Here is a 23,623-nt window from a genome sequence, read left to right as displayed (position 1 = left end):
TTCCTCACATATTCCATGGGATCGGGAAGTCTGGCGTCATGTCAGGTCGAAAGAAGTTCTTCCATCATCAGCTGCTTCACCTGATCCCGGAGGCGCCCTTGCCGTTCGACCTCAGCACTTATGGCGTTGAAGGCCGAAAGGTCCAATCCGTGCTTTTCCACCACGCGGACCATCTCTGCCTGCGCGCGGCTCTGAAGGAGGTCAGCCTGCTGCGGCTCCAGCTTCGCCAGCTGCGATGACAACTTTTGCTTCAACGTCTGAATTTCCAATAACGCCGAAGCATAGGCGTGAATTTGCCGGGGCGTCAGTTTTGTGGGCTGGCCCTTCGCAATTGGGCCGGTTTGCGCTCCATCCGACGCCAAAGCCGGGAAGGCGGTCAGGAGGAGCAAGGGAACGGCTGCGTAGAATATCCTGGGCATGAGCTATCCTTGGGAAAAGCGTTGTCGGGGGATATGACGGGACTGCGCCATTCTAGGCCAAGCCATTGAAAAAGGCCAGCATAGCGGTTTTTCGGTGCGCCTGACGCCAGCGCCATGGCGAATCTGTCGTACCATCTCAATTAGCCGCGATCAGACGGTATCCGACGCCCGGTTCGGTCAGCAGCAGGGAAGGATCGGAAGGATCCTGTTCTATCTTCTGGCGCAGCAGCCCGATATAAACGCGCAGATATTGCGTATCGGTCGCCTCCGCTCCCCATCCGGCGGCCAGCAATCGCTTGTGCGTGACGACTTGTCCGGCCTTGCGCGCCAATGTTTGCAAAAGGTCATATTCCTTCGGCGACAATTTCACCTGCTCTCCTGACAAAGTGACGCGGCGGGTGGGGAAATCAATTGTCAGTCCGCCCGCGCAATAGGTCGATGCCTCTGCCTTCGATAATGAATGACGCCGGATGGCCGCGCGCATGCGGGCCATCAATTCTCCGATCTCGAAGGGCTTGTTGACATAATCGTCCGCTCCTTCGTCCAGGGCGGAAATCTTCTCCCCTTCCTGATGCCGCGCCGAAATGACGATGACGGGCACATCCTGATCCAGGCGGATGCGTTGCAGCAGCGACTTGCCGTCAATGTCCGGCAAGCCCAGGTCCAGCAATATCAGGTCGAATTCGACCGCTTCGATGGCGGCCATGGCGCCGCGTCCATCCTGCGCGACGGTGATGCGGTATCCAGCCGTCTCCAGAACGGGCTGAAGCACGTCGATCAGGGAAGGTTCGTCGTCCACGACAAGGATGTGCAAGGCGGTCATGCGGGAGAGGTCTCTGTGGCTAGCGGAAGCATGATGGTGATGGTCGTGCTGCATCCGCCCGGAGCTGGCGACGCGGCGCTGATCCGCCCGCCCAGCGCTTCGACAAAACCCTTGGCGATAGCCAGTCCCAGCCCGCTTCCGCGCGGCGATGCGTCGGGGCGGGATACGCGATAGAAGCGGGTGAATATCTTTTCGAGATCTTCGGGCGGTATGCCCTGGCCCTCATCCGATATGCTGATGACGCAATAATCGCCGTCGCGGCGGACATCGACATCAATGCGCGTGCCGTTTTCGCTGTAGATGATCGCGTTGTCGAGCACATTGACCAGCACTAGTTCGAACATGGCGGCGTCGACTGTCACCAGCAGATCATCGTCGCTTGCCCGGCGCACGATCTGGCGATCGCCCGCCCGTGGACGCACCCTCTGCACGATCGCGCCGATCGTGTCGGCGACGCCCAATGTCTGTCTGCGGGCGAGCGACTGGCCCGCTTCCAGGCGGCTCATCTCCAGAAGGTTGGATGTGTAGCGGTTCAGGCGGTCGCATTCGCTGACGATTCCCCGCAACAGACGCTCTGCCGCCGCCGGATCGAGCTTGTCGCGAAACTCGATAAGGCTCGATGCCGAAGCGCTGATCGCGGTCAGCGGCGTGCGAAAATCGTGGCTGACCGATGAAAGCAGCGCCGTCTTGAGTTCCTCCGTCCTCGCCTGGGCACGGCGCTCGGCATTGCTTTCCGACAGGGCGGCGCGCTCGACCGCCAAAGCGATCAGATTTGCGAGCGCCGACATGAACGCGCTTTCCAGTCGTCGGGACGGGCCATGCTCGAACAGGATGACCCCTTCAAATCCCGTGCTGCTGTCCAGCCGACAGGCCGTAAAGGGACCTTCTTCGCGCGGACCGCCCGAATATCTTGTCGCGTCCCGAACCAGATGAAGCCCCTTGTCGCTATCCGGCGCCTTCCGGGCCGCGTCGAACGATCCATCCCTGACAAGGAACAGCGTGGGTGTCGCGCCGCCAACGTTGGACAGATGGTCGTCCAGCGCCTTGGCGATGTCCGGGACGCGCAGCGCCGATTGAAGGGATCGGCTGATTTCCAGCAGGCTGCGCAATTGCCGGTTGCCGCGGTCGGCGGCGGTGGCGCGTTCCTTGAGCCGCGCGGCAAGAACGCCGGCCACCACTGCGCACAGGCTGAACAGCAGCAGGGGCATGAAGTCCCGGCTGGTGGAAATCTGAAAGCTCAAGACCGGCTCGACCAGATAGAAATTGTAGAGCAGGAATGCGGCCGTCGCCGCGACCAGCGCCGGACCAAGCCCGCCGATCGCGCCCCAGATGACGACGCCCAGGACAAAGAACAGAGCAGCGGCGACGCGTCCCAGCGCGGGCTGTGCATATATGGCGATGAACCATGACGGCAGCACGATGGCGGCCGCCAGCATGCTCATCCGCCAAGGCCGCGCTGCCCCTTCGTGCGACGGCGCATTCCGATGCTTGGTGTGGATCATGGACGCGCTGGTGGCAGGCGGCGACTGCAAGGCATTTCCCAGCTTAGCCAGCAGGTCCGATCCGGTCCATGCATATAAAATCTATAATAACGCTGCCCCGCCACGCGTGCTTAAATGCTGCCAATAAAAGGATTGGGCGGAGATCAGGGACACCGCGACCACAGATCTCACCTCGATGATATGGGGCAGCATGACACCGGACGGGGGGTTCGCAAGGGCAGGGAAGACGGGCAGGCCCCGTTTTCCAAGGCCGGTCATCATTCTCGTCGTGGAGGATGAAGCCCTTGTCAGCATGAATGTCTGTGATTTTCTGATCGATCAGGAATTTACGGTTTTCGCGGCGCAGAATGTTGAGCAGGCGCTTGGCGTTCTTGACGAACTGGACGGCGGAGTTGATCTGATTTTCACCGATGTGAACATGCCTGGCGAACAGGATGGCTTCGACCTGGTCCGGCAAGTCAGCGGACGTTGGCCTGCGATCCGGATACTGATCACATCGGGCGGATTGCACCATGAAGAGCTTCCGGCCGATCTGTGCCGGTTCGGCCCGATCATGGCGAAACCCTATCGTTTCGACGCCCTCGCCTTGCGCATAATCGACGCCATTTTCCCTCCCCCGGAACCGCCAGATTTATTGGCGACCTAGGGCGTCCTTCAAAGCAACCGTGGCTGCGCAACGGCGTTGAGCGCTGTGTACGGAGCCATCTAAACCGGAGAAAATATCAATGCACAAAATTATGTTTACGACCTTCCTTCTTACCGCAGCCTTGCCCGCCGCCGCGCAGGACGCGCCCACTGCCGCACCTGCCGCATCCGCAGCGCCAGCCACGCAATCGCCCGCGACCGCCCCGGCCGCCGCCCCCGCCGCGACGCTCAGCCAGGAACAGATCGTCGCCTTCAACAAGGCCGTGTCCGACTTCACGGCTGGTCAGCAGGCGCAGCAGCAGGGCGACGACATGGCCGCCGTCGCCAAATATGAAGCCGCGCTTCCCGCCATCCGCGATGCGGTGAAGACCCAGCCCGACAAGATCGACAATGTGAACTTCCTCGCCAACGCGCTGTACGCGACCGCCGCCGCGAATGCCGCCTTGCAGAAGCTGGACGCCGTCGCGCCGCTCTATGAAGAAAGCCTGCCGCACTGGCGCAAGGTCGTCACCGCCAAGCCGACCGATGCGCAGAGCAGGGGCGTGCTGACCGGCATCCTCATCCAGCTGGGCAATTTCAAATTGGGCAAGCAGGACAAGGCGGGCGCCGCCCCATTCTATGCCGAAGCCATCCCGCTCGCCCGCAAGGCTGTCGCCGAACAGTCGAACCCGGTAAACCGCAACCTGCTGCTCGCCGCGCTCATCGGCGCCAGCCAGACCAGCGAGGATGCGGCGCTCAAGGCTGAAGCGGCGACCCTGTCCAAGGCGATGCTCGCTGATGGCAGTGTCGATGCGGCGAACAAGCCGTCCGCACAGGTCCTTGCCCAGATGGCGAAGGCGGGCTGACCTCTCATCGTCAGGCGCGCCGCAGGCCGTCAGGCCCATGGCGCGCCGGGCATTTCACACTGTCAGCGCCATTCGACGATCGGTTCGTCCTTGTCAGGCGCGACGAACGCCACCCGTTCGAACTGAACCGCAATCACGCAACGCGGCGCGACCGATGGGCTGGCCTGCGAACAGTGAATGGGCTGGCCATCGGGAAAGCCGCTGATCTTGCCTTCCAGCTGAAGCTGATAGCCACTGCTTGACGGCGCTTCATCTTCCTTCAGCTTGACCGTCGACGAATAGGGCCGATCGCCGCGCCTCAATGTGCGCGAACCTTCGGGCGAGTAGAATTGCGCAATCGCCAGCCGTCGCTGGGCAGCGTCCAGCATGTCGTCAGTCGGCGCCAGATCGTCCGCCCCGCACTGCTCCGACCGCGTCCATGGACGGCGCAGCCAGAAGCCCTCCACCGCATCGAAGGTCATTTCACCCGCAAGCTGCTTCACCCACTCCGTCTCGGCCAGATCGCTGGCATGCGCGGTCAATCGGAGCGCCCGGCTTTTGGGGTTGAACGTCCATCCCGCCCAGCTGGCCTTTTCCTTGCCGTCCGCATCCTTGGGGTCCGCCATCTCGCCCCGGCATCCGAACGGCATGCGCAGGATGAACGACCGCCCGGTCAGCGCCGCGTTCGATTGTGGCAGGGCGGAACCGCTTGCCACCGCGTCGGCCGCGCTTGCCGCCGCGGCGAGAAGGGCGGCGCGGTCAAGCGGCGGCGCAGGGGCGGGGATCACAGGAATTTTCGGCACTTCCACGACGGGCGTGGGCGGCTGCACAATCTGTTCGTCGGGCGCGGGGGCTGGCTCCTTGTCTGCAAGGACGAAAGCCAGCACGCCGCCCGCTCCGGCCGCGATCAGGTGGGTAAGGATGCGAAACCGGATATTATGTTCGGCCATAGTCGGCAGCCTAGCAGATTGTTACGGGCAAATTGACCCCTAGAGGATCGAATTTGCAGCTTTTTTTGCATTTCTTCTCCCACTGCCGCCCGTTTATGCTAGCCGACGCTCATGACATTCGAGCAACTTGTCACCCTGTTCGTGCTCGCTGGGGTCATCGTCGCGCTGATCTGGGACAAGATCCGCGCCGACGTCGTGGCGCTGGGCGGGGCGGCGCTGCTGCTGCTCACGGGAGCGGTGCGGCCCAGCGAGGTGCAAGGCGCGTTCGGCAGTCCCGCGATCATCGCGCTCGCGTCCCTGTTCGTCATCGCCCATGCCATGGAACTGTCCGGGCTGCTCGACCTTCTGATCCGCAAGGCGGTGGCGCTGTGCCGCCGCATCGGGGCCGTGGGCATCTGGCTCCTCATCGTGCTGTGTGGGGCCGCGTCGGGATTCCTCAACAACACGCCGATCGTGGTGTTGTCCGCGCCCGTTGTCCGCGACGTGGCGAAATCGCTGAAACTCGATCCCAAACGCTTCCTGATGCCGCTTTCCTATGTCGCCGTGCTGGGGGGATGCTGCACGCTGATCGGCACATCCACCAATCTCCTGGTTGACGACATGGCGCGGTCGTCGGGACAGCCGCCCTTTTCCATTTTCGAAATCACGCCGGTGGGATTGGTGGTCGCGGCGGCGGGTGGTCTTTACCTTTTCCTGTTCTCAGGCCGGCTGCTCGCCCGTCCCTTGCCCGCCTCGCTCGACCGGGTGGAAGCCGCGCTGCCGCACCATGTCAGCCATGTCGATGTCGCCGGGGACGCAATCGGCGACGCGGGCGACTTCGCGGTGCAACGGCCATTGGCCCCGACCAAGGCGCTGATTTCCACCGCGATCTTCATCGGCGTTATCCTGCTCGCCGCTTTCAACATCGCGCCCATCGCCGCCTCCGCCTTTTCCGGGGCGGTGCTGCTTATCCTGCTGCGCGTCATCAAACCGGATGAAGCCTATGGTGGCCTGCGCCCCGAAATCCTGATGCTGATCGTGGGAATGGTCGTGATCGGCATCGCGCTGGAACAGACGGGACTCGCGGCGTCGGCCACCAATGCGATGGTCGGGAAAGTCGGCCTGTTCGGACCGCTGGGCGCGCTGATCCTGCTCTATGGCGCGACGCTGCTACTGACCGAACTGCTGTCGAACGCCACCGTGGCCGTGCTGGTGACGCCGATCGCGGTCGCGCTGGCGGAAAGCATGGCCGTCAGCCCGCGCCCGTTTCTCGTCGCCGTCATGATGGCGGGCAGCGCCGCCTTCGCCACGCCCTTCGGCTATCAGACCAATGTGCTGGTCTATCAGATGGCGGGCTACAGCTATCTCGATTTTACCAAGGTGGGCCTGCCGCTCAACCTGATTACCTGGGTCGCAGCGGTCGCGGCCATTCACTGGTTCTTCCCTTTTTAAGCATGCTCCCGGACATAATCCGGTCTGGCAGCTGGGGCCAGTCCGGCCAGATCCGAACCGGCGGGGCGCTGGAAAAGCCGCAGGTTAAAATCGGGCAGGATCGCGATCAGGTGATCGAATATGTCGCCCTGTATGCCTTCATATTGCGCCCAGGCCGTGCTGTTGGCAAAGGCGTAGATTTCAATCGGCAGGCCGTTTTCGCTGGGCGCAAGCTGGCGTACGAGCAATGTCTTGTCCTGCGCGATGTCCCTGCGTGATTGCAGATAGGCCAGCACATAGGCGCGGAACGTGCCGATATTCGTCATGCGCCTGCCATTGACGGTGCCGTCCGCGCCATGCTCGGCGTTCCACCGTTCGATCTCCCTGCGCTTGGTCTCCAGATAAGGCCGCAGCACCGAAAATTGCGCCATCCTCTCAACGTCGCCATCATCCAGAAAACGCACGCTGCTCTGGTCGATCATCAACGACCGCATGATGCGCCGCCCGCCCGATTCCGCCATCCCCCGCCAGTTGCGGAAACTGTCCGAAATCAGCCTATGGGTCGGAATGGTGGTGATGGTCTTGTCGAAATTCTGGATCTTCACCGTATGCAGCGCGATGTCGATGACGTCGCCATCCGCGTTGAACTGCGGCATCTCTATCCAGTCGCCCACGCGCACCATGTCGTTCGACCCGATCTGCACCGAAGCGACCAGCGACAGGATCGTGTCCTTGAATACCAGCATCAGCACTGCCGCCATTGCGCCAAGGCCTGACAGCAGCAGCAGCGGCGACTGATCCATCAATGCGGCGATGATCAGGATCGCGGCCGCGCCATAGACCAGCAGCTTGCCCAGTTGCACATAGCCCTTGATCGGCCGGTTGGCGGCGTTGGGCCGACGCTGGTACAGATCGTTGAGCAGAGCCAGAAAACCGCTGATCGCGATCGCGATGGTCAGGATGATGAACGCCGTGGACAGGCTATGCACGAATGACACGGCCTGCGCGGGCAGATGCGGGACCGCGCCGATGCCGACCTGGATGACCAGCGCGGGCACGATGTTCGATAGGCGCGCGACGATTGCCCCGATATGCCCCGCCTCGATGCGGAAGGGCAGGTGGTTCAACAGGCGCAGCAGCAGTTTCAGCACGATCCGCTTGGCGACCCAGTTCGCACCCCAGGCGACCGCGCCCAGAAGCAGCAGCGCCAGCCCGCTTTGCATCCACGGCTCATTCACATAGCCGCGCGTTATCGTCCCGATGCTGTCGTTGGAAATGGGTAGGTTGGTGATCAAGCCTGCTTCTCCGCAAAGGGATCGTCATAAAGTGAACGGCCAGCGGTTTCGGGCATGAAGCGCAGCGCGATCAGGCCGACGATGCAGGCCAGCATCATGTAATAGGCGGGCATTAGTTCATCGCCGGTGACACTGATCAACCCGCTGCCGATCGCCGGCGCGGTCCCGCCGAAAATGGAGGTCGAAACATTATAGGCGATGGCAAAGCCCGCGAAGCGCACCTGCGTCGGGAACAGCGCAGGAAAGGTCGCTGAAATCGTCGCAAGCTGCGGCACATAAAGCAGGCCCAGCGCCACGAACCCCACCGTCGCGCCCACAAGGCCCGTCGCCATCAGCATGTAGAGCGGCACGACCCCGACCAGCAGCCCGATCAGCGACGCCCGCCACATTGCCCGCCGCCCGACCCGGTCCGACAGCGCGCCCGCGAATGGCAGGAAAACCATCATCAACAGCATGCCGATGATCGGCACGATCAGCGCCTCGTCGGCCGACAATCCGATCCGCCGTTGCAGATAGGTCGGCATGTAGCTGAGCAAAGTATAGTTCACGACATTGAGCGCCACGACCAGCCCGCCCACCACCAGCATCGGCCGCCAGTATCGCCGCATCAGCAGGGACAGGCCGGGGGAGGGCGGCCCGCTGTCATGCAGGGCCGCCGCCGCGCGGAACACGGGCGTATCCTCCATCTTCGAGCGCAGATACATGCCGACCAGCCCCATGGGCGCGGCCACCAGGAACGGGATACGCCATCCCCATGCATGCATCGCCGCCTCGCCCAGCATCAGCGAAAATCCCAGCATCAGCGCCGCGCCCAGCGAAAATCCGGCCAGCGTCCCGAACTCCAGGAAACTGCCGTAAAATCCGCGCCGATCATCGGGCGCATATTCCGCCATGAACGTCGCCGCCCCGCCATATTCCCCGCCGGTCGAAAATCCCTGCACCATCCGCAGCGCGATCAGCAGCGTGGGCGCCCAGAAACCGATCGTGGCATGATCGGGGATCAACCCTACGCACAGCGTTGCCCCGGACATCAGCAATATGGTCAGCGCCAGCACCGACTTGCGCCCCAGCCGGTCGCCCAGCGGCCCCCAGAACAGCCCGCCCAGCGGTCGCACCAGAAAGGAAATGGCGAATGTCGCCAGCGCGAACAGCACCGCCTCCTCCGTGCTGCCGGGGAACAGCGCGGCGGAGATATAGGTCACGCCATAGGCATAGATGCCATAGTCGAACCATTCCGTCGCATTGCCCATCGCCGACGCGGCTATAGCGCGGCGCAGCGTCGCGTCCTGCGACGGGTCGGGGGATGCGCTTGCGGCGGGACTGGAAATCGCGTTCATGTCGTCTGTCCTTCGGGCGGCATTTCATCGGCGCTGTTGGGGTCCAGCAAAGACGCCATCGGCGTGGTGCGCGGCATGATCTGGAAATCCTGCTGATAATTGTCCGGCACAGGCTCCGACGCACTCTGCCGCCACAGGCCGATCATCATCGCCAGCCCCGCGCACAGTGCGATGAACAGGAACAGCCCGCCCGTCCCGGCCGCCGTCATGAAGCTCGCCCCCAGCAGCGGCCCCAAAGCTGCGCCGATGGAATAGAGCAGCACCAGCCGCCCGCTCGCCGCCACCCGCTCGGTCTCCAGCAACCGGTCGTTGCAATGCGCGACGCACAGCGGATACAGCGCAAAGCTCAACCCCCCGAACAGCGCGCCCAGCGCCATCAGCAACAGCCCGTCTTGGCTCAACGACAGCGCCACGCTGACCAGCGCCGCCACCGCGAAGCATCCCACGATCACGCGCCGCCTGTCGTGCCGGTCGGACAATCGCCCCAGCGGCCATTGCAGCGCCACGCCGCCCAGGATCACGATCATCATGAACCGCGCCGTTTCAGCCAGGTCCAGCCCCAGCCGCCGCACATGCACCGCAGCCAGCCCGTAAAAGGCGCCCAGCATCAGCCCCGTCGCCACCGCGCCCCCCGCGCCCAGCGGCGATGCGATCAGCAGCGACCGGATGGAAAAGGCGCTTGCCTCCACCGGCGCGGGCGCCGAACTGCGGGTCAGGCACAGCGGGATGATCGCCAGCGAAATCAGGATGGACGCGAGCTGGAACGGGATGGCGGGCAACGTCCCGCTCGCCCCGAGCAGCAATTGCCCGATCGCCTGCCCCGAATAGAGCGCGACCATATAGGCCGCCAGCACGCTGCCGCGCATCTGCGGTTCCGCCCGGTCGTTCAGCCAGCTTTCCAGGCACACGAACACCCCCGCCACGCACACCCCGTCGATCAGGCGCAGCACCATCCAGAACAGCGGATGCGTCAGCAACGCATAGGACAGCGTGCTGGCCGACAGCAACGCGACGAACGCGGCAAAGGCGCGAATGTGCCCCACGCGCCGCACCACGTCCGCCGCCCGTAGCGACCCCACGATCAGCCCGCCAAAATAGGCGGTCGCGACGATGCCGATGGCCATCGTGCCGCTGCCCGCCCGTTCCAGCCGCAGGCTGATGAGCGTCGCCAGAAATCCGCTGCCCGCCATCAGCATGAAGATGGACAGCAGCAGGCTGCGAACGGGATAGATGGCGGCAATCATGATGGGATGCGCGGCGCTCAGGCGGCGCGCTGCTCCTGCGGGCGTTGCTCGTCGCACTCCACCAATGCGCCGTGCAGCGCCCGGACGGCGGCCTCATATTGCGCGACATCGATGATGAACTGCACATCGACGTTGCGGATCTGGTGCTGCATCGCGATGACGCCCACGCCTTCATCGTCCAGCGCGCGCAGTGCGTCGGCGACCAGCGACGGGCGCGAAATATCGCTGCCGATCACTGACACCATCGCCACGGGATGCGCCGAAATCGCGGCATCGGGATAGCGTATTTGCAGATCCTCTATCACCCGCTTCATCGTCGCGGCTTCCGCCGACAGATAATGGGTTATGGTGTTGGCGTTGGACGACTTGCTGACGATCCACGCGCCATGCCGGGTCAGCGCCTCCAATATCGCGGCGTCATATCCCTTCACGCCGACCATGTCCTGCTCGAAAAATTGGAGCGCCTGCGCACGGCGGATGCCGGTCACGATCTCCACGCGCGGCGTGTCGGACACATAATCGCCGCAGATCAGCGTTCCGCCATCCTCCCGATCAAAGGTATTGCGTACACGCAAAGGAATGTTGGTCTGGCGCAGCCCGCGCCCCGCACCGGGATGGATCGCCTCCATGCCCAGATTGGCGAGCTGGTCGGCGACATCATAATTGGTGCGGCCGATCTTGCGCGCCTTGTCCGTGCCGACCAGCTTGGGGTCGGCGCTCGACAGGTGAAATTCCTTGTGGATGATCGCCTCGCGCGCGCCGGTCAGCACGGCGATGCGGGAAAAGGTCATTTCCGAATAGCCCCGCGCATAACGGCGCACCATGCCCTCGCGGCACCCGGCATAGCCGGTGACGATGGGCAGCGTCGTAGCCAGATCGACAGGCTCCATCGCCGCCACGATCCGCTCGTCCAGCCCGGCCATGTCCTCCTGATCCCAAAGGGTCAGATCGACGAACACCGCATTGACGCCCCGGTCGTTCAGCAGCAGCGCCGTGCTGTGGGCGCTATGCGCCTCGCCCAATCCGGCGAGCAGCTCGCGCACCGTCATCAACTGTTCCTTGACGCAAAAACGCCCATGGCTGCGCAGCCGCGCAAGGTCGTCCAGACAAGCGGCGACCGCATCGATCCGCCTGTCGACAAATGTGTCCGCCTGCTTGCGGCTTTCACCCCGCGCGAACATCTCGGCATTGCGCGCGCACATGGCGGCGCGCACTTCCTCTATCGCCTCGCGCCAGCCATCCGTGCCTTCATCGGCCACGAACCGCGCATAAACGCCCGCCCTTCCGCTCTTCTTATGCTCCAGCAGCAGGTCGGTCATCCCCGCATAGGCGGACACGACGAAGATGCGGTTATACAGCTCCGCGCCCTTGCGGCCCGCGATCAGCACATTGTCGAACAGGGTCGCGGTGGCGGCCATGGATGTGCCGCCGATCTTCTCGACGCTATGCCCGTTCATGCCGTCACCTCTTCCATCAATGGTCCCGATACCGGCGCGATCGGCGTGGGGTCGCCCCGCGCGGCGATGAACTGGGGGCGCGGCTTTTCAACGCCAAAGGGCGCGGCCAGCCGGTTGCTCACGGCATTATAGACCAGAAAGGCGTTGGCGCGCGGGAATGGCGTGATGTTGCCGTTTGACCCATGCATGACGTTGCAATCGAATATCACGACCGATCCCGGCTGGCCCGTCGGCGCGACGATGCCATGCTTGTGCGCCAACTCGGCCAGGCTGTCCTCGTCCGGCACGCCATATTCCTGGCGCTTCAATGACATGCGGTAATGATCCTCGGGCGTTTCGCCCACGCAGGTCAAAAAGCTGCGGTGCGATCCGGGGATCAGCATCAGCGGCCCGTTATGCGGCGTATTTTCCGCCAGCAATATCGACATGGACAGCGCCCGCATGCGCGGCATTCCGTCCTCGACATGCCAGGTTTCGAAATCGCTGTGCCAGTAGAATTCCTTGCCCTGAAAACCGGGTTTGTAGTTCAGGCGCGACTGGTGAATGTACACCTCATCGCCCAGCAGGAACCGGGCCACGCCCGCCAGCCGCGCGTCGGCGGCCAGCCGACCGATCACCGGGCTTTGCGCATGAATGCGAAAGATGGAACGGATTTCGCGGCTGCCCGGCTCGCTGATGACCGTCTCATCCTCCAGCGCGGCGGGATCGCCCAGCAGCTTGCGCGCCTCGCTCTGAAGGAAGGCGACTTCCTCGTCCGAAAACAGGTTTTCCAGCACCAGATAGCCGTCCCGGTCGAACTGGGCGGCCTGATCGATGCTGATCGGTGCGTCCTCGCTCCAGTCGCCATGAACGACCGGGTCGAGGCGCGGCAGAAACTCCGCCATTTTGGCATGGCGGGACGGGTAGATGTCTTGCAAGGGACTTCCCCCTCTTTTTTTCAGGTTCAATTACTCAGTACGGCCTCGCGGATCATGTCCGCTTCGGCGGGGTAGGCGCCGCTTTCGTCATGCACTTCCTTGCCGGTGACCGGCGGGTTGAACACGCAGGCGCACAGAATGTCGGTGGTGGGCCGCACGACATGCTTGTCATGGGCATTGAGCGCATACATGACGCCCCCGGCCAGCTGATGCGTGATGCCGGTGCCCAGATCCTCGATCGTGCCCGTGCCTTTCAGCACCAGCACCGCTTCCAGATGGTTCTGGTAGTGCATCTTGATTTCTTCACCGGCATACATGGTGGTGATGTGAAAGGAAAAGCCCATGCTGTCGTCTTTCAGCAGCAACCGGGCACTTTCCCACTGCTCCGACTTGATGTTGCGGTCCGATTTGCGGATGTCCTGAAGTTTACGAACGATCATGATCTACTCCTCACTCCGCCGCGACGCCGTAGGGGACGGTCATCGCTTCGCGGATGCTGGTTTCCAAAATGTCTAGCCCGGCGGAAAGCAGGGCGTCTTCTATGATCAGCGGCGCGAGAACCTTGACGATTTCGTCATGCGCGCCGCTGGTTTCGATGATGAGGCCGCGATCGAAGCAGGATGCGGTCACGATCGATGCGATCTCGCCCGATCCCACGTCAATGCCGCGCATCATCCCCCGGCCGCGGGTCGACAGGCCATGTTCAGCCGCCATCGCGTCCAGCCGCCGCTCAAGCAGCGTGCTGCGGCGGGCGACGTCCTGCTGGAACTGCCCGTCGCTCCAGAAATGGCGCAGCGCGGCTGTCGCGGTAACGAAGGCATGATTATTGCCCCGGAATGTGCCGTTATGTTCGCCGGGCGCCCACTGGTCCAGTTCCGGCCGCACCAGCGTCAACGCGAAGGGCAGGCCCATGCCCGACAGCGACTTGGCCATGGTGACGATATCGGGCGTGAAGCCCATGCCTTCGAAACTGAAGAAGTTTCCGGTCCGGCCGCAGCCTGCCTGAATATCGTCAACGATCATCAACGCGCCATGCTGCTTGGCGATGGCGTTGATCCTGCGCAGCCATTCGGGCGACGCGGCGTTCAGGCCGCCTTCGCCCTGCACCGTTTCCACCAATATGGCGGCGGGGGCGTCCAGGCCGCTCGACGGATCGGACAGCCGCCGATCCAGCAATTCGGCCGTGTCCACATCGGGTCCATGATAGCCGTCAAAGGGTTCATGCGCGACATGGCTCAGCGGCACGCCCGCGCCGCCCCGCTTGGCGGCATTGCCCGTGCAGGCGAGCGCGCCCAGCGTCATGCCGTGGAAACCGTTGGTGAAGGCGATCACCATTTCGCGGCCCGTAACCTTGCGGGCCAGCTTGATCGCGGCTTCGACGGCGTTCGTGCCCGTAGGCCCGGTGAACATCGCGCGATAATCAAGGCCGCGCGGCTTCAGGATCACATTTTCCAGCGTGCTGAGGAAATCGGCCTTGGCATCGGTGTGCAGGTCCAGCCCGTGCGCGATCCCGTCGGCCATCACATAATCAAGCAGCGCCTGCTTCAGAACCGGGTGGTTATGGCCATAGTTCAGCGTGGAACAACCGGACAGGAAATCCAGGTAACGGCCGCCCTGATTGTCGTGCATCCACACATTTTCCGCCTTGTTGAACTGGCGGGGCATGGATCGCGCATAGCTGCGGACCACGGACTCGCGCCGTTCATAAATGGCCGTGTCGGGTTTGCGGTTTGTCGGCTTGGGAAGGGTCGTAATCATATCGCCGTTTCTCCCTGTTTTGAATTGGTTGATGTCGCGCTGCCCGATGATCCGGGAAGTGAGCGGGGCAGCGGGCCGATGCGCGCCAGCCATTCGGTGGCATGGGCGCCGGCAAAATGAGTGTCGCGGTCGAACAGCGCGCTTTTGTCGAGCGGGGCGTTCCACCGTTTCGCGAGGCCTTCGAACAAGGCCCAGGACGCATCATTGTCGTCCGTGACTGTGGTGATCAGGTGGGTGACGCCCTGCGCCGATGGGCGGTTCAGCAGTTCCTCGATCATGCGGCCGCCCAGCCGCCGCCCGCGCGCGATCGGCGCGACGGCGACCTGCCAGACGAAGAAGCTGTCCGGCTCCGAAGGCGGGCGGTATCCTGAAACCCATCCCGCGATCGCGCCATCGCACTCGGCGATCACGCAGCTGTCGGCGAAATGCGTGCACTGAAGCAGGTTGCAATAGGCCGAATTGGAATCGAGCGGCGGACATTGCGCGATCAGCGCGGTGACGGCCGGGCCATCGGCGGCAACGGGCCTGCGCAGCTGGAAGCTGGATTGGCGCTCCGGCAAAGGATGCGCGAACGTCCGTGGCGGCGCGCTGGCCGCATCGGATTTTGACTCAAAGATGCTTTATCTCCCGAATTATAATTCTATGCAGATTATGGTCATCCCCTCGTTCTGCGCAGCTATTTAGGCTGTTTTTGTGCGTTTTTCAACCGCTGGCCGACGATTTTGATTCTTCATCGCATAAAGAACCCATAAAAATGCTTTGTCTATCAAAGGAATTTGGATGGCGTAAAACACCGATCTTTTCTATGTTTCTTTCATGAGTTCAGACATCGCTTCCCTCACGCTCCGCGCACTCCGCCGCGTCCTCCGCGCCACCGACATCGGCAGCCGCCGCCTCGCCACCGCGACGGGACTCACCCCTTCGCAATGGCTCGTCCTGCGTGAAATCGCCTCCCGCGATTCGCCAACGCCCGGCACGATCGCCACCGCGCTCAAATTCAGCCAGGCGACCATCACCGCGATCGTTGATAGACTTGAGGAACGGGGCTTCGTTCAGCGCCAGCGGAGCGACAAGGACAAGCGGCAGTTCATTCTCTCGTCCCTCCCGCCCGGAGATGCCGCGCTGGCCGAAGCGCCGGACTTGTTGCAGACCAGCTTCACCAAGCGTTTCGCCAATCTGCCGCAATGGGAACAGGCCATGATCCTGGCGGCGGTCGAGCGGCTGGCGATGTTGCTGGACGCCCAGGACATAGACGCCGCGCCACTGCTCGACAGTGGCGCTATCGATCGATCCGAGCCTGTCTGACATGGCAGCGGCGCGGCTGGTGCGCATCGCCGCCGCGCTCACAGGCGCACCCGCAGAAGGATATTTCATGCCCCGGTCCAAGCTCTCCCTGCGTCGCCTGCGCGCGCTCCTGCGTCGGCATGGCCCGGAAGCATTGGTGTGGCGCCGTCGCATCGCCATTCTTAGCGGCGCAGTCCTGATCGGCCTTGTCGCCTTGTTGTTCGCCTGGATAGCGGACGAGGCCAGCGATCTGTTCGTCGACATCGCGACGCGCTGGCCGGGCGCGCCCCTGCTCATCACGCCGCTGGGATTTGCCGCCATCGTCTGGTTGACCCGCAAGCTTGCGCCCGCGGCCAGTGGATCGGGCATCCCGCAGGTCATGGCCGCCTCTCGCGATCCCGACCACGGGTTAAACCGGCTGCTGTCGGCCCGCATCGTGTGCGTGAAGTTCGTCATGACGATCTTTGGCCTGTTGTTGGGCGCTTCTGTCGGCCGGGAAGGGCCAACGGTGCAAATCTCGGCTTCCATCATGGCCTATGCGCATCGCGTGATGGCTATCCCCCTGCGCGCTTCGGTGTACATCGCCGGCGGCGCGGCGGGAGTGGCCGCTGCGTTCAACACGCCCTTGGCCGGCGTTGCCTTCGCCATAGAGGAACTTGCGGCAGCCTATGAACAGCGGATGGCCCTGCTGGTCATGGCGGCTGTCCTGATCGCCGGGATGGTCAGCCTGGGGTTGGCGGGCGACTATGTCTATTTCGGCGTGATGCATCAGACGCTCAATGTCCGCGAAGCGCTCATCGCCGCTCCCATTGCTGGCGTGATCGGCGGGCTTGCGGGGGGCTGCTTTTCCCGGCTGATGCTTTCAGCCGCAAGATCGACGACGCGGCCATGGCGCTTGCTGCAGAAAAGGCCGCTCCTGTTCGCGGCGGGATGCGGACTTGTGGTGGCCCTGCTTGGCACGGCAACGGGCCTGACCTGGGGCACCGGCTATCAAACCGCCAATGCGGTCATAACCGGTTCGGATGTGCCGATCTGGTTCGGAGCAGCGAAGTTCGTCGCCACCCTCGCTACGGCGGTGTCGGGCATTCCGGGCGGCATATTCGCGCCTTCGCTGTCGGTCGGGGCCGGGATCGGCGACGTTCTTCGCAGCATGTTGCCCAGCTATCCATCGGGCGCGATCATATTGTTGGGGATGGTCGCTTACTTCACTGGCGTCGTGCGCGCCCCGCTGACGGCAGTGATCATCATTTCAGAAACGACGGCGAGCCGTGGACTGATGCTGCCTCTGCTGGCTACTGCGCTGATCGCGGATTTTGCGGCGCAGTTCATCAGCAAGGAACGGCTCTATCATGGCCTTTCCCAGCGTTTTGTAACAGGGATGGAAAGCACTCAAAAAGCGCCTTGAACAGCTGCCGGTGCGGCCTCCCATCCGTTCAGCCTGCGTCGCAACGTCCCGCTTCACCCACCGCATTGAATTGCATCGCGCGCGTCTTGTGCTCCGGCGCGCCGTGCGCCATCAGCGCCACGGCCTGCGCCACGACCGGCGAAAGCCGTTCGGGTTCGTCACGGGCGATCGCGATGATCTGCGCCTTCATCCGGGGGTCCCAGAAGCTCGTGAGATGATCGGCAACCGCTTCAATTGCCGCCGTTTCGCCCAGGGTCGCCAGGTTACGGGCGATCTGATGCGCCATATAGACCAGCCGGTCGGTGGTGGACATGACGTGCGTGTCATCGCTCATCTGGACTGCCTCTTATCCGCCGCTTCGGCCGCAGCGATCCGGCGACTGCGCCGGGCCTGCTCGGCGTAAGCCTGCTGCCACTCGCTAGGGCCGTTCGATGCCGAAACCTGTACCGCCGTCACCTTATATTCAGGGCAGTTGGTGGCCCAGTCCGAATAGTCGGTGGTGATCACATTCGCCTGCGTTTCAGGGTGGTGGAAGGTGGTGTAAACGACGCCCGGCGCGACCCGGTCGGTAATGAGTGCACGCAGCGTGGTCTCGCCAGCCCGGCTACGCAGCGTCACCCAATCGCCGTCCTTCAGGCCGCGATTTTCCGCGTCGCTGGAATGGATTTCCAGACGATCCTCGGGATGCCAGGCGGTGTTGTCCGTGCGCCGCGTCTGCGTCCCGACATTATAGTGGCTCAGAATGCGTCCGGTGGTCAGCAACAGCGGAAAACGCGGGCCGGTCTTTTCATCGGTCGGCACATAGTCGGTGACGACAAATTTCCCCTTACCCCGCACAAATCCTTCGATATGCATGATTGGCGTGCCGGCAGGCGCGGTGTCGTTGGCCGGCCATTGCAACGACCCTTCCTGTTCCAGCCGATCATAGTGAACGCTCGCGAACGTCGGGGTAAGCGCGGCGATCTCGTCCATGATCTGTGATGGGTGGGCATAGTCCCACTCAAGGCCCATGGCGTTCGCCACCTGTTGCACGATCTCCCAATCGGCATAGCCGTTGAGCGGGGCCATCACCTTGCGCACGCGCTGGATGCGGCGTTCGGCGTTGGTAAAGGTGCCATCCTTCTCCAGAAAGGTAGAGCCGGGCAGAAAGACATGGGCGTAATTGGCGGTTTCGTTGAGGAACAGGTCCTGCACCACCACACATTCCATCGCGGCCAGCCCCGCCGCGACATGATGGGTATTGGGGTCGGACTGAAGAATGTCCTCGCCCTGGATGAAGATGCCCTTGAACGTCCCGTCAGTCGCGGCGTCGAGCATGTTGGGAATGCGCAATCCCGGCTCGGGGTCGAGCGTTACGCCCCATGCTCGTTCGAACAACGACCGGGTGGCGTCGTCGGACACATGGCGATAGCCGGAAAATTCATGTGGAAAGCTGCCCATGTCGCAGGCGCCCTGGACATTATTCTGTCCCCGCAGCGGGTTCACACCCACGCCCTCGCGCCCAATATTGCCGGTCGCCATGGCGAGATTGGCGATGGCCATGACGGTGGATGACCCCTGGCTATGTTCGGTTACGCCCAGACCATAATAGATGGCAGCATTGCCCCCGGAGGCGTAGAGCCGCGCAGCGGCGCGAACATCCTCCGGCTTTACGCCGGTCAAGGGCTCGATCGCCTCGGGGGATCGGCTGGTTTCGGCAGCAAACTCCGCCCAGTCGGCAAACTCGTCCCAATCGCACCGTTGCCGGATGAAAGCCTCGTCATACAGCTTCTCGGTGACGATCACATGCGCCATCGCCGTCAGCATCGCGACGTTGGTGCCAGGACGCAGCGGCAGGTGATGCTCCGCCTCCACATGGGGCGACTTCACCAGATCGATGCGGCGCGGATCGATGACGATCAGCTTTGCACCCTGCCGCAATCGCTTCTTCATGCGCGATGCGAACACCGGATGGCCATCGGTTGGGTTGGCGCCAATGACCAGGATGACATCGGCCTGGGCGACGCTGTCGAAATCCTGCGTGCCCGCCGATGTGCCGAAGGTGGTCTTCAGGCCATAGCCGGTCGGCGAGTGACAGACGCGTGCGCACGTATCGACATTATTGTTGCCAAAACCCTGACGGATCAGCTTCTGGACCAGGAATGTTTCTTCATTGGTGCAGCGGCTGGACGTGATGCCGCCGATCGACCGCGTGCCGTATTTCGCCTGGATGCGACGGAACTCAGCTGCGGTATGCCCGATCGCTTCCTCCCACGATACTTCACGCCATGGCTCATCGACAGACGCGCGGATCATGGGTTTCAGGATGCGATCCTGATGCTGGGCATAGCCCCAGGCGAAGCGGCCCTTGACGCAGCTATGGCCACGATTGGCCTTGCCTTCCTTCCACGGCACCATGCGCACCAATTCTTCGCCCCGCATTTCTGCGCGGAAGGTGCAGCCAACGCCGCAGTAAGCGCAGGTGGTGACCACCGCGCGGTCCGGCGTGCCGACCTCCACGACCTTTTTCTCGATCAGCGACGCGGTAGGGCAGGCCTGCACGCACGCGCCGCACGACACGCATTCCGATCCCAGAAAATCCTCGCCCTGCGACGGCGCGACCCTGGATTCAAAGCCCATATTCTCGATCGTAAGTGCGAACGTGCCCTGCACTTCGTCACAGGCGCGCACGCAGCGCGAACAGACGATGCACTTGCTGGGATCGAAATCGAAATAGGGGTTCGACTGGTCCTTCGCCTGCCCCATGTTCGTCGCGCCGTCATAGCCGTAGCGCACATCGCGCAGACCGACCGCGCCCGCCTGGTCCTGCAGCTCGCAATCGCCGTTTGCCCCGCAGGTCAGGCAGTCCAGCGGATGATCGGAGATATAGAGTTCCATAACGCCGCGCCGCAGTTGCTTCAACCGCTCGGTCTGGGTGCGTATCACCATGCCTTCGGCGATCGGCGTGGTGCAGGATGCGGGATAACCGGCGCGCCCCTCCACCTCCACCAGGCACAGCCGACAGGAACCGAAGCTTTCCATGCTGTCGGCGGCGCAAAGTTTCGGGATGGAACAGCCCGTCAGCGACGCCGCGCGCATGATGCTGGTGCCTTCGGGCAGGGTGACGCGCTGGCCGTCGAGGGTGAAGGTCACGGACCTGCCGGTGGCGACGACGGGCGGGGTGCCATGGTCGATTTCGCGGGTGAAGGTCATTGGGCAGCCTCTTTCACCGGCGTCATCGCGTCGAAATCTTCGGGGAAATGATCAAGCGCGCTTAACACCGGGTAGGGGGTGAAGCCTCCCAGGGCGCAGAGAGAGCCGAACTTCATCGTGTCGCAAAGGTCGCGAAGCAGTTCAACTTCCTGATCGAGCGAACGCTCCGCAGCGCTGGGTGCACGGGAATAAAGCGCCTTGCTAAGCCCTGCCGGAAGTGAAGCATCCGGGCGCACGACATCATGATCGCGATCTGCGATGATCCGGTCCATCAACTCCACGCCGCGCGTCGATCCGATACGGCAGGGCGTGCATTTGCCGCAGCTTTCCGCCGCGCAGAATTCCATGGCGAAGCGCGCCATGTGGGCCATGTCCACGCTGTTGTCGAAAACGGTGATCCCTGCATGGCCGATAAGGCCGCCCGCCGCCGCGAAGGTTTCATAATCGAAGGGCAGGTGAAACATCGAAGGCGGGAAATAGGCGCCAAGCGGTCCGCCAACCTGCACCGCCCGCACTGGCCGGCCGCTGGCCGTGCCGCCGCCGATCTCGTTCACCAGTTCACCGAGCGTGATGCCGAAGCCAATCTCGTAAAGGCCGCCATTCTGCACATTGCCCGCAAGCTGCACCGGCATGGTGCCCCGCGACCTTCCGAACCCCACCGCCGCATAGGCGTCCGCACCCTCGGCGAGGATGAAGGGCACTGCGGCCAGGCTCAGCACGTTGTTGATGACCGTTGGCTGGCCGAACAACCCTTGCAGCGCGGGCAAGGGCGGCTTGGCCCGAACCTGGCCACGCTTGCCCTCAATACTGTCGAGCAGCGCGGTTTCCTCGCCGCAGACATAGGCGCCCGCGCCCTCGCGCATCTCCAGCGTGAAGGGCGCGATCCTGCCCGCGGACACTTCGATTGCCGCCCGCATCGTCGCGATCGCAAATGGATATTCCGACCGGATATAGACATAGCCATGCCCCGCACCCACCGCATGAGCGGCGATCGCCATTCCTTCGATAAGGCAATAGGGGTCGCCCTCCATCAGCATCCGGTCGGCAAAAGTGCCGCTGTCGCCCTCATCAGCGTTGCAGACGATGAACTTCTGCCCTGCCGCCGCGTCCAGCACGGTTTGCCACTTGATGCCAGTCGGGAACCCCGCTCCGCCACGGCCGCGCAGGCCCGACGCCTTGACCTCATCGACCACGGCCCGCGGCGTCATGCCCCGCGCCGCATCGAGCCCCTTCCAACCGCCATGGGCGGCATAGTCGGTCAGGCTCAGCGGGTCGGTGATGCCGCAGCGGGCAAAGGTAAAGCGTTGCTGACTGGTGAAGAAAGGCAGATCCTCGATCCGCCCAAGTCGCGAGGAATGCGTGCCGTCCAGCACGGCCGCGACATCCTGAGGCCCGACCGGGCCATAGCCCACGCGGCCATCGACTGTCTCTAATTCGACAAGCGGCTCTATGCTGAAAAGGCCGCGCGAACCGGTGCGTATCACTTCGCACCCCGCCTCTGCGAAAGCGCGCGCGACCGCATCCGCGCCCAAGGCGACCGAAGCCATGTCGCGACTAATATATATCTTGATTTTGGGGGCCGGGTTCATGCCGCCACCTCCGCCGCGATCCGCTCCAGCGCGGCGGCGTCGATCCTTGCCACCGGTCGCCCATCGACCAGCGCATTGGGGCCGATCGCGCAAAGACCAAGGCAATAGACCGGCTCCAGCGCGATCTGGCCGTCCCTGCGCGTTTCGCCCATGGCAACGCCCAGCCGCTGCTCTGCCTGACGCTCTATCGCAGCGCCTCCGCGCGCCTGGCAGCTTTCTGCCCTGCACAGCTTCACGACATGACGACCGGGAGCCGAGCGGCGGAAGTCGTGATAGAAGGTGACGACTCCATGCACATCGGCGCGGCTGAGGTTCAGCGCTCTCGCGATGGCTGGCACGAGTGCATCGTCGATATGGCCGGCTTGCTCCTGCAAAGCGTGAAGCAGCGGCAACAACTGGTCCCGCGTCGCCCCATAGCGCGCAGTCCATGCGACGATAAACTCTTCCATTTCACCCTGCCTTCAGCGCTTTTGTGCCAATAATGGTGAAGCGAAGTCCCCCGTCGGTCAAATCGAAGCACTACATGTTTGATAGATATTCCCTATCAGACTGAGCGGAAGCCCGGCGGCAACCGCAGGTCGCGCGCGACGCTCAGCACGGCCTGTGCAAGCGGCCCCATCGGCGCACTGTTGGACACGATCACCCCCACGCGGCTGCCTTCCTCCATATTGGGCAAGGGCTGCGTCCGGGCCCAGCTCAGGCCTTGCAGCAAGGTCGCATGGCTGTCCGGAATGATCGAGCAGAGCCGTCCATGCTGCACCAGCCCAAGCAAGGCTATATAGCTGTCCGCCGTCACCAGCGGGCGGAGCGCAAGGCCCCGCTCGGCCAACCGCGCGTCGAGTATGCGCCGGTTCTGCATACCCTGATGCAGCAGGCAGAGCGGCAACCGCGCCAGGTCATCCCAATCGAGGGGATCGGGAATCGTCAGTTCACCCAGGGCGCTCACCAACATCGTGCGTTCGACATAAAGCGGGACGGCCAGGGCGTGAGCCGGTGGTTCAAAATCCAGGTAGGTCAGGCCAGCGTCAAGCTCGAACGCGGCAAGATCCCGCTCGATCTGGCGCGACGTCAGGGCGCGGACGGAAATGTTCAATCCCGGATGCCGCGCTAGCATTGCTTCCGCGAGGCAGCCGATGGCGGGCATGGCGGCAGGGATCGAACCGAGCCGCAACTCGCCCTTCAGCGGGCCGCGTGCGGTTTCTGCCGCCTGCCCCAGCGCTTCTGCCGCCGCGACCAATTGCCGCGCCCATGGCAATATCGCCTCGCCCTCGGCCGTCAGCCCCCCATATTTGCGGTCCCGCCGGATAAGTCGCTTGCCCAATTGCGCCTCCAGCATGGCAATGCCAGCGGAAAGCGTTGGCTGCGACACATTGCATTGCGCGGCTGCACGCGCGAAATGGCGTTCGCGCTCCAGCGTCAGAAAATATTCGACGAGGCGGGTCTGCATGTCGGCCGTATAGCAGTGGAGCAACAAATCTCATAGAGAAGTGCTATCTATTCCAACGGTTGCTCCGGCTGGTGAAAGCGCTGGTGGGTTAGGTTGAAAACAGGAAAGGGCAAGAAATCAGCGTC

At 63.2% G+C, this 23,623-nt stretch carries 22 protein-coding genes; 5 read left to right on the top strand and 17 right to left on the bottom strand.

The genetic code is table 11. The features are described 5' to 3' along the window. Nucleotides 1–41 precede the first annotated feature (41 nt). The 3 genes from K663_RS18965 to K663_RS18955 form a co-directional block, all read right to left on the bottom strand. A complete protein-coding gene (locus K663_RS18965; protein WP_062121605.1) occupies nt 42–419 on the bottom strand; it encodes a DUF4168 domain-containing protein in 378 nt (125 codons plus the stop codon). Between the two features lie 136 nt (nt 420–555). After that, entirely contained in the window at nt 556–1,242 is a 687-nt protein-coding gene (locus tag K663_RS18960) for a response regulator transcription factor (RefSeq protein WP_062121604.1), read from the bottom strand. Beyond that, nucleotides 1,239–2,684 carry a sensor histidine kinase gene (locus K663_RS18955; protein ID WP_158511236.1) on the bottom strand — a complete coding sequence of 482 codons (1,446 nt, stop codon included), beginning with the start codon at nt 2,682–2,684 and terminating at the stop codon, nt 1,239–1,241. Before K663_RS18955 ends, K663_RS18960 begins: the two co-directional genes overlap by 4 nt. Before the next feature lie 250 nt (nt 2,685–2,934). Between K663_RS18955 and K663_RS18950 the strand changes: the two genes are divergently transcribed. After that, a complete protein-coding gene (locus tag K663_RS18950) occupies nt 2,935–3,390 on the top strand; it encodes a response regulator (RefSeq protein ID WP_062121675.1) in 456 nt (151 codons plus the stop codon). Between the two features lie 79 nt (nt 3,391–3,469). Next, nucleotides 3,470–4,234, top strand: coding sequence for a hypothetical protein (locus tag K663_RS18945; protein WP_083536034.1), 765 nt, complete (start codon nt 3,470–3,472; stop codon nt 4,232–4,234). A 62-nt stretch (nt 4,235–4,296) separates the two neighbouring features. Here K663_RS18945 and K663_RS18940 read toward each other — a convergent pair whose 3' ends face one another. Continuing rightward, on the bottom strand, nt 4,297–5,163 hold the full coding sequence (locus tag K663_RS18940; RefSeq protein ID WP_062121601.1) for a hypothetical protein: 867 nt from the start codon (nt 5,161–5,163) through the stop codon (nt 4,297–4,299). Nucleotides 5,164–5,274: 111 nt separating this feature from the next. Between K663_RS18940 and K663_RS18935 the strand changes: the two genes are divergently transcribed. Continuing rightward, nucleotides 5,275–6,594 (top strand): SLC13 family permease, encoded by a 1,320-nt coding sequence (locus tag K663_RS18935; protein WP_062121600.1) that lies wholly within the window; start codon nt 5,275–5,277, stop codon nt 6,592–6,594. Here the strand turns inward: K663_RS18935 and K663_RS18930 are convergent. The 8 genes from K663_RS18930 to ectA are packed head-to-tail and all read right to left on the bottom strand — an operon-like array spanning nt 6,591 to nt 15,114. Then, nucleotides 6,591–7,868, bottom strand: a complete 1,278-nt coding sequence (locus tag K663_RS18930; RefSeq protein ID WP_062121599.1) for a mechanosensitive ion channel family protein — start codon at nt 7,866–7,868, stop codon at nt 6,591–6,593. The two genes, K663_RS18935 and K663_RS18930, sit on opposite strands and share 4 nt — an antisense overlap. After that, nucleotides 7,865–9,205, bottom strand: coding sequence for an MFS transporter (locus tag K663_RS18925; RefSeq protein WP_062121598.1), 1,341 nt, complete (start codon nt 9,203–9,205; stop codon nt 7,865–7,867). Before K663_RS18925 ends, K663_RS18930 begins: the two co-directional genes overlap by 4 nt. After that, nucleotides 9,202–10,449 (bottom strand): MFS transporter, encoded by a 1,248-nt coding sequence (locus tag K663_RS18920; RefSeq protein ID WP_062121674.1) that lies wholly within the window; start codon nt 10,447–10,449, stop codon nt 9,202–9,204. The genes K663_RS18925 and K663_RS18920 overlap by 4 nt, the downstream gene beginning before the upstream one ends. A gap of 17 nt (nt 10,450–10,466) precedes the next feature. After that, complete coding sequence (locus K663_RS18915; protein ID WP_062121597.1) at nt 10,467–11,906, bottom strand: aspartate kinase; 1,440 nt, start codon at nt 11,904–11,906, stop codon at nt 10,467–10,469. Beyond that, complete coding sequence (thpD, locus tag K663_RS18910; RefSeq protein WP_062121596.1) at nt 11,903–12,823, bottom strand: ectoine hydroxylase; 921 nt, start codon at nt 12,821–12,823, stop codon at nt 11,903–11,905. The genes K663_RS18915 and thpD overlap by 4 nt, the downstream gene beginning before the upstream one ends. A gap of 26 nt (nt 12,824–12,849) precedes the next feature. Then, nucleotides 12,850–13,263, bottom strand: a complete 414-nt coding sequence (locus tag K663_RS18905) for an ectoine synthase (protein ID WP_062121595.1) — start codon at nt 13,261–13,263, stop codon at nt 12,850–12,852. 10 nt (nt 13,264–13,273) lie between these two features. Continuing rightward, entirely contained in the window at nt 13,274–14,581 is a 1,308-nt protein-coding gene (gene ectB, locus K663_RS18900) for a diaminobutyrate--2-oxoglutarate transaminase (protein WP_062121594.1), read from the bottom strand. Continuing rightward, a complete protein-coding gene (gene ectA / locus K663_RS18895) occupies nt 14,578–15,114 on the bottom strand; it encodes a diaminobutyrate acetyltransferase (RefSeq protein ID WP_083536046.1) in 537 nt (178 codons plus the stop codon). The genes ectB and ectA overlap by 4 nt, the downstream gene beginning before the upstream one ends. A 283-nt stretch (nt 15,115–15,397) precedes the next feature. On the opposite strand from ectA, the gene K663_RS18890 reads away from it, so the two are divergent. Both K663_RS18890 and K663_RS18885 read left to right on the top strand, forming a co-directional pair. After that, the gene (locus K663_RS18890) at nt 15,398–15,886 is read left to right on the top strand and encodes a MarR family winged helix-turn-helix transcriptional regulator (protein WP_062121593.1); all 489 of its coding nucleotides are present in this window, start codon (nt 15,398–15,400) and stop codon (nt 15,884–15,886) included. Nucleotides 15,887–15,953: 67 nt separating this feature from the next. Next, on the top strand, nt 15,954–17,270 hold the full coding sequence (locus K663_RS18885; RefSeq protein ID WP_062121673.1) for a chloride channel protein: 1,317 nt from the start codon (nt 15,954–15,956) through the stop codon (nt 17,268–17,270). Between the two features lie 28 nt (nt 17,271–17,298). On the opposite strand, the gene K663_RS18880 is transcribed toward K663_RS18885, so the two are convergent. From K663_RS18880 to K663_RS18860, 5 genes are all read right to left on the bottom strand, one after another. Then, complete coding sequence (locus K663_RS18880; RefSeq protein ID WP_063619090.1) at nt 17,299–17,604, bottom strand: formate dehydrogenase subunit delta; 306 nt, start codon at nt 17,602–17,604, stop codon at nt 17,299–17,301. Beyond that, nucleotides 17,601–20,462 carry a formate dehydrogenase subunit alpha gene (gene fdhF, locus K663_RS18875; RefSeq protein WP_062121592.1) on the bottom strand — a complete coding sequence of 954 codons (2,862 nt, stop codon included), beginning with the start codon at nt 20,460–20,462 and terminating at the stop codon, nt 17,601–17,603. Before fdhF ends, K663_RS18880 begins: the two co-directional genes overlap by 4 nt. Then, nucleotides 20,459–22,051 (bottom strand): NADH-ubiquinone oxidoreductase-F iron-sulfur binding region domain-containing protein, encoded by a 1,593-nt coding sequence (locus K663_RS18870; RefSeq protein WP_062121591.1) that lies wholly within the window; start codon nt 22,049–22,051, stop codon nt 20,459–20,461. Before K663_RS18870 ends, fdhF begins: the two co-directional genes overlap by 4 nt. Continuing rightward, a complete protein-coding gene (locus K663_RS18865) occupies nt 22,048–22,500 on the bottom strand; it encodes an NAD(P)H-dependent oxidoreductase subunit E (RefSeq protein ID WP_062121590.1) in 453 nt (150 codons plus the stop codon). The genes K663_RS18870 and K663_RS18865 overlap by 4 nt, the downstream gene beginning before the upstream one ends. A gap of 95 nt (nt 22,501–22,595) precedes the next feature. Continuing rightward, nucleotides 22,596–23,498, bottom strand: coding sequence for a LysR family transcriptional regulator (locus tag K663_RS18860; RefSeq protein WP_062121589.1), 903 nt, complete (start codon nt 23,496–23,498; stop codon nt 22,596–22,598). Nucleotides 23,499–23,623: the final 125 nt, after the last annotated feature.

It is taken from the genome of Sphingobium sp. MI1205, from assembly GCF_001563285.1.
In the GTDB taxonomy this organism is placed as follows: Bacteria; Pseudomonadota; Alphaproteobacteria; order Sphingomonadales; family Sphingomonadaceae; genus Sphingobium.
This window is presented reverse-complemented; position numbering and strand designations above follow the sequence as displayed.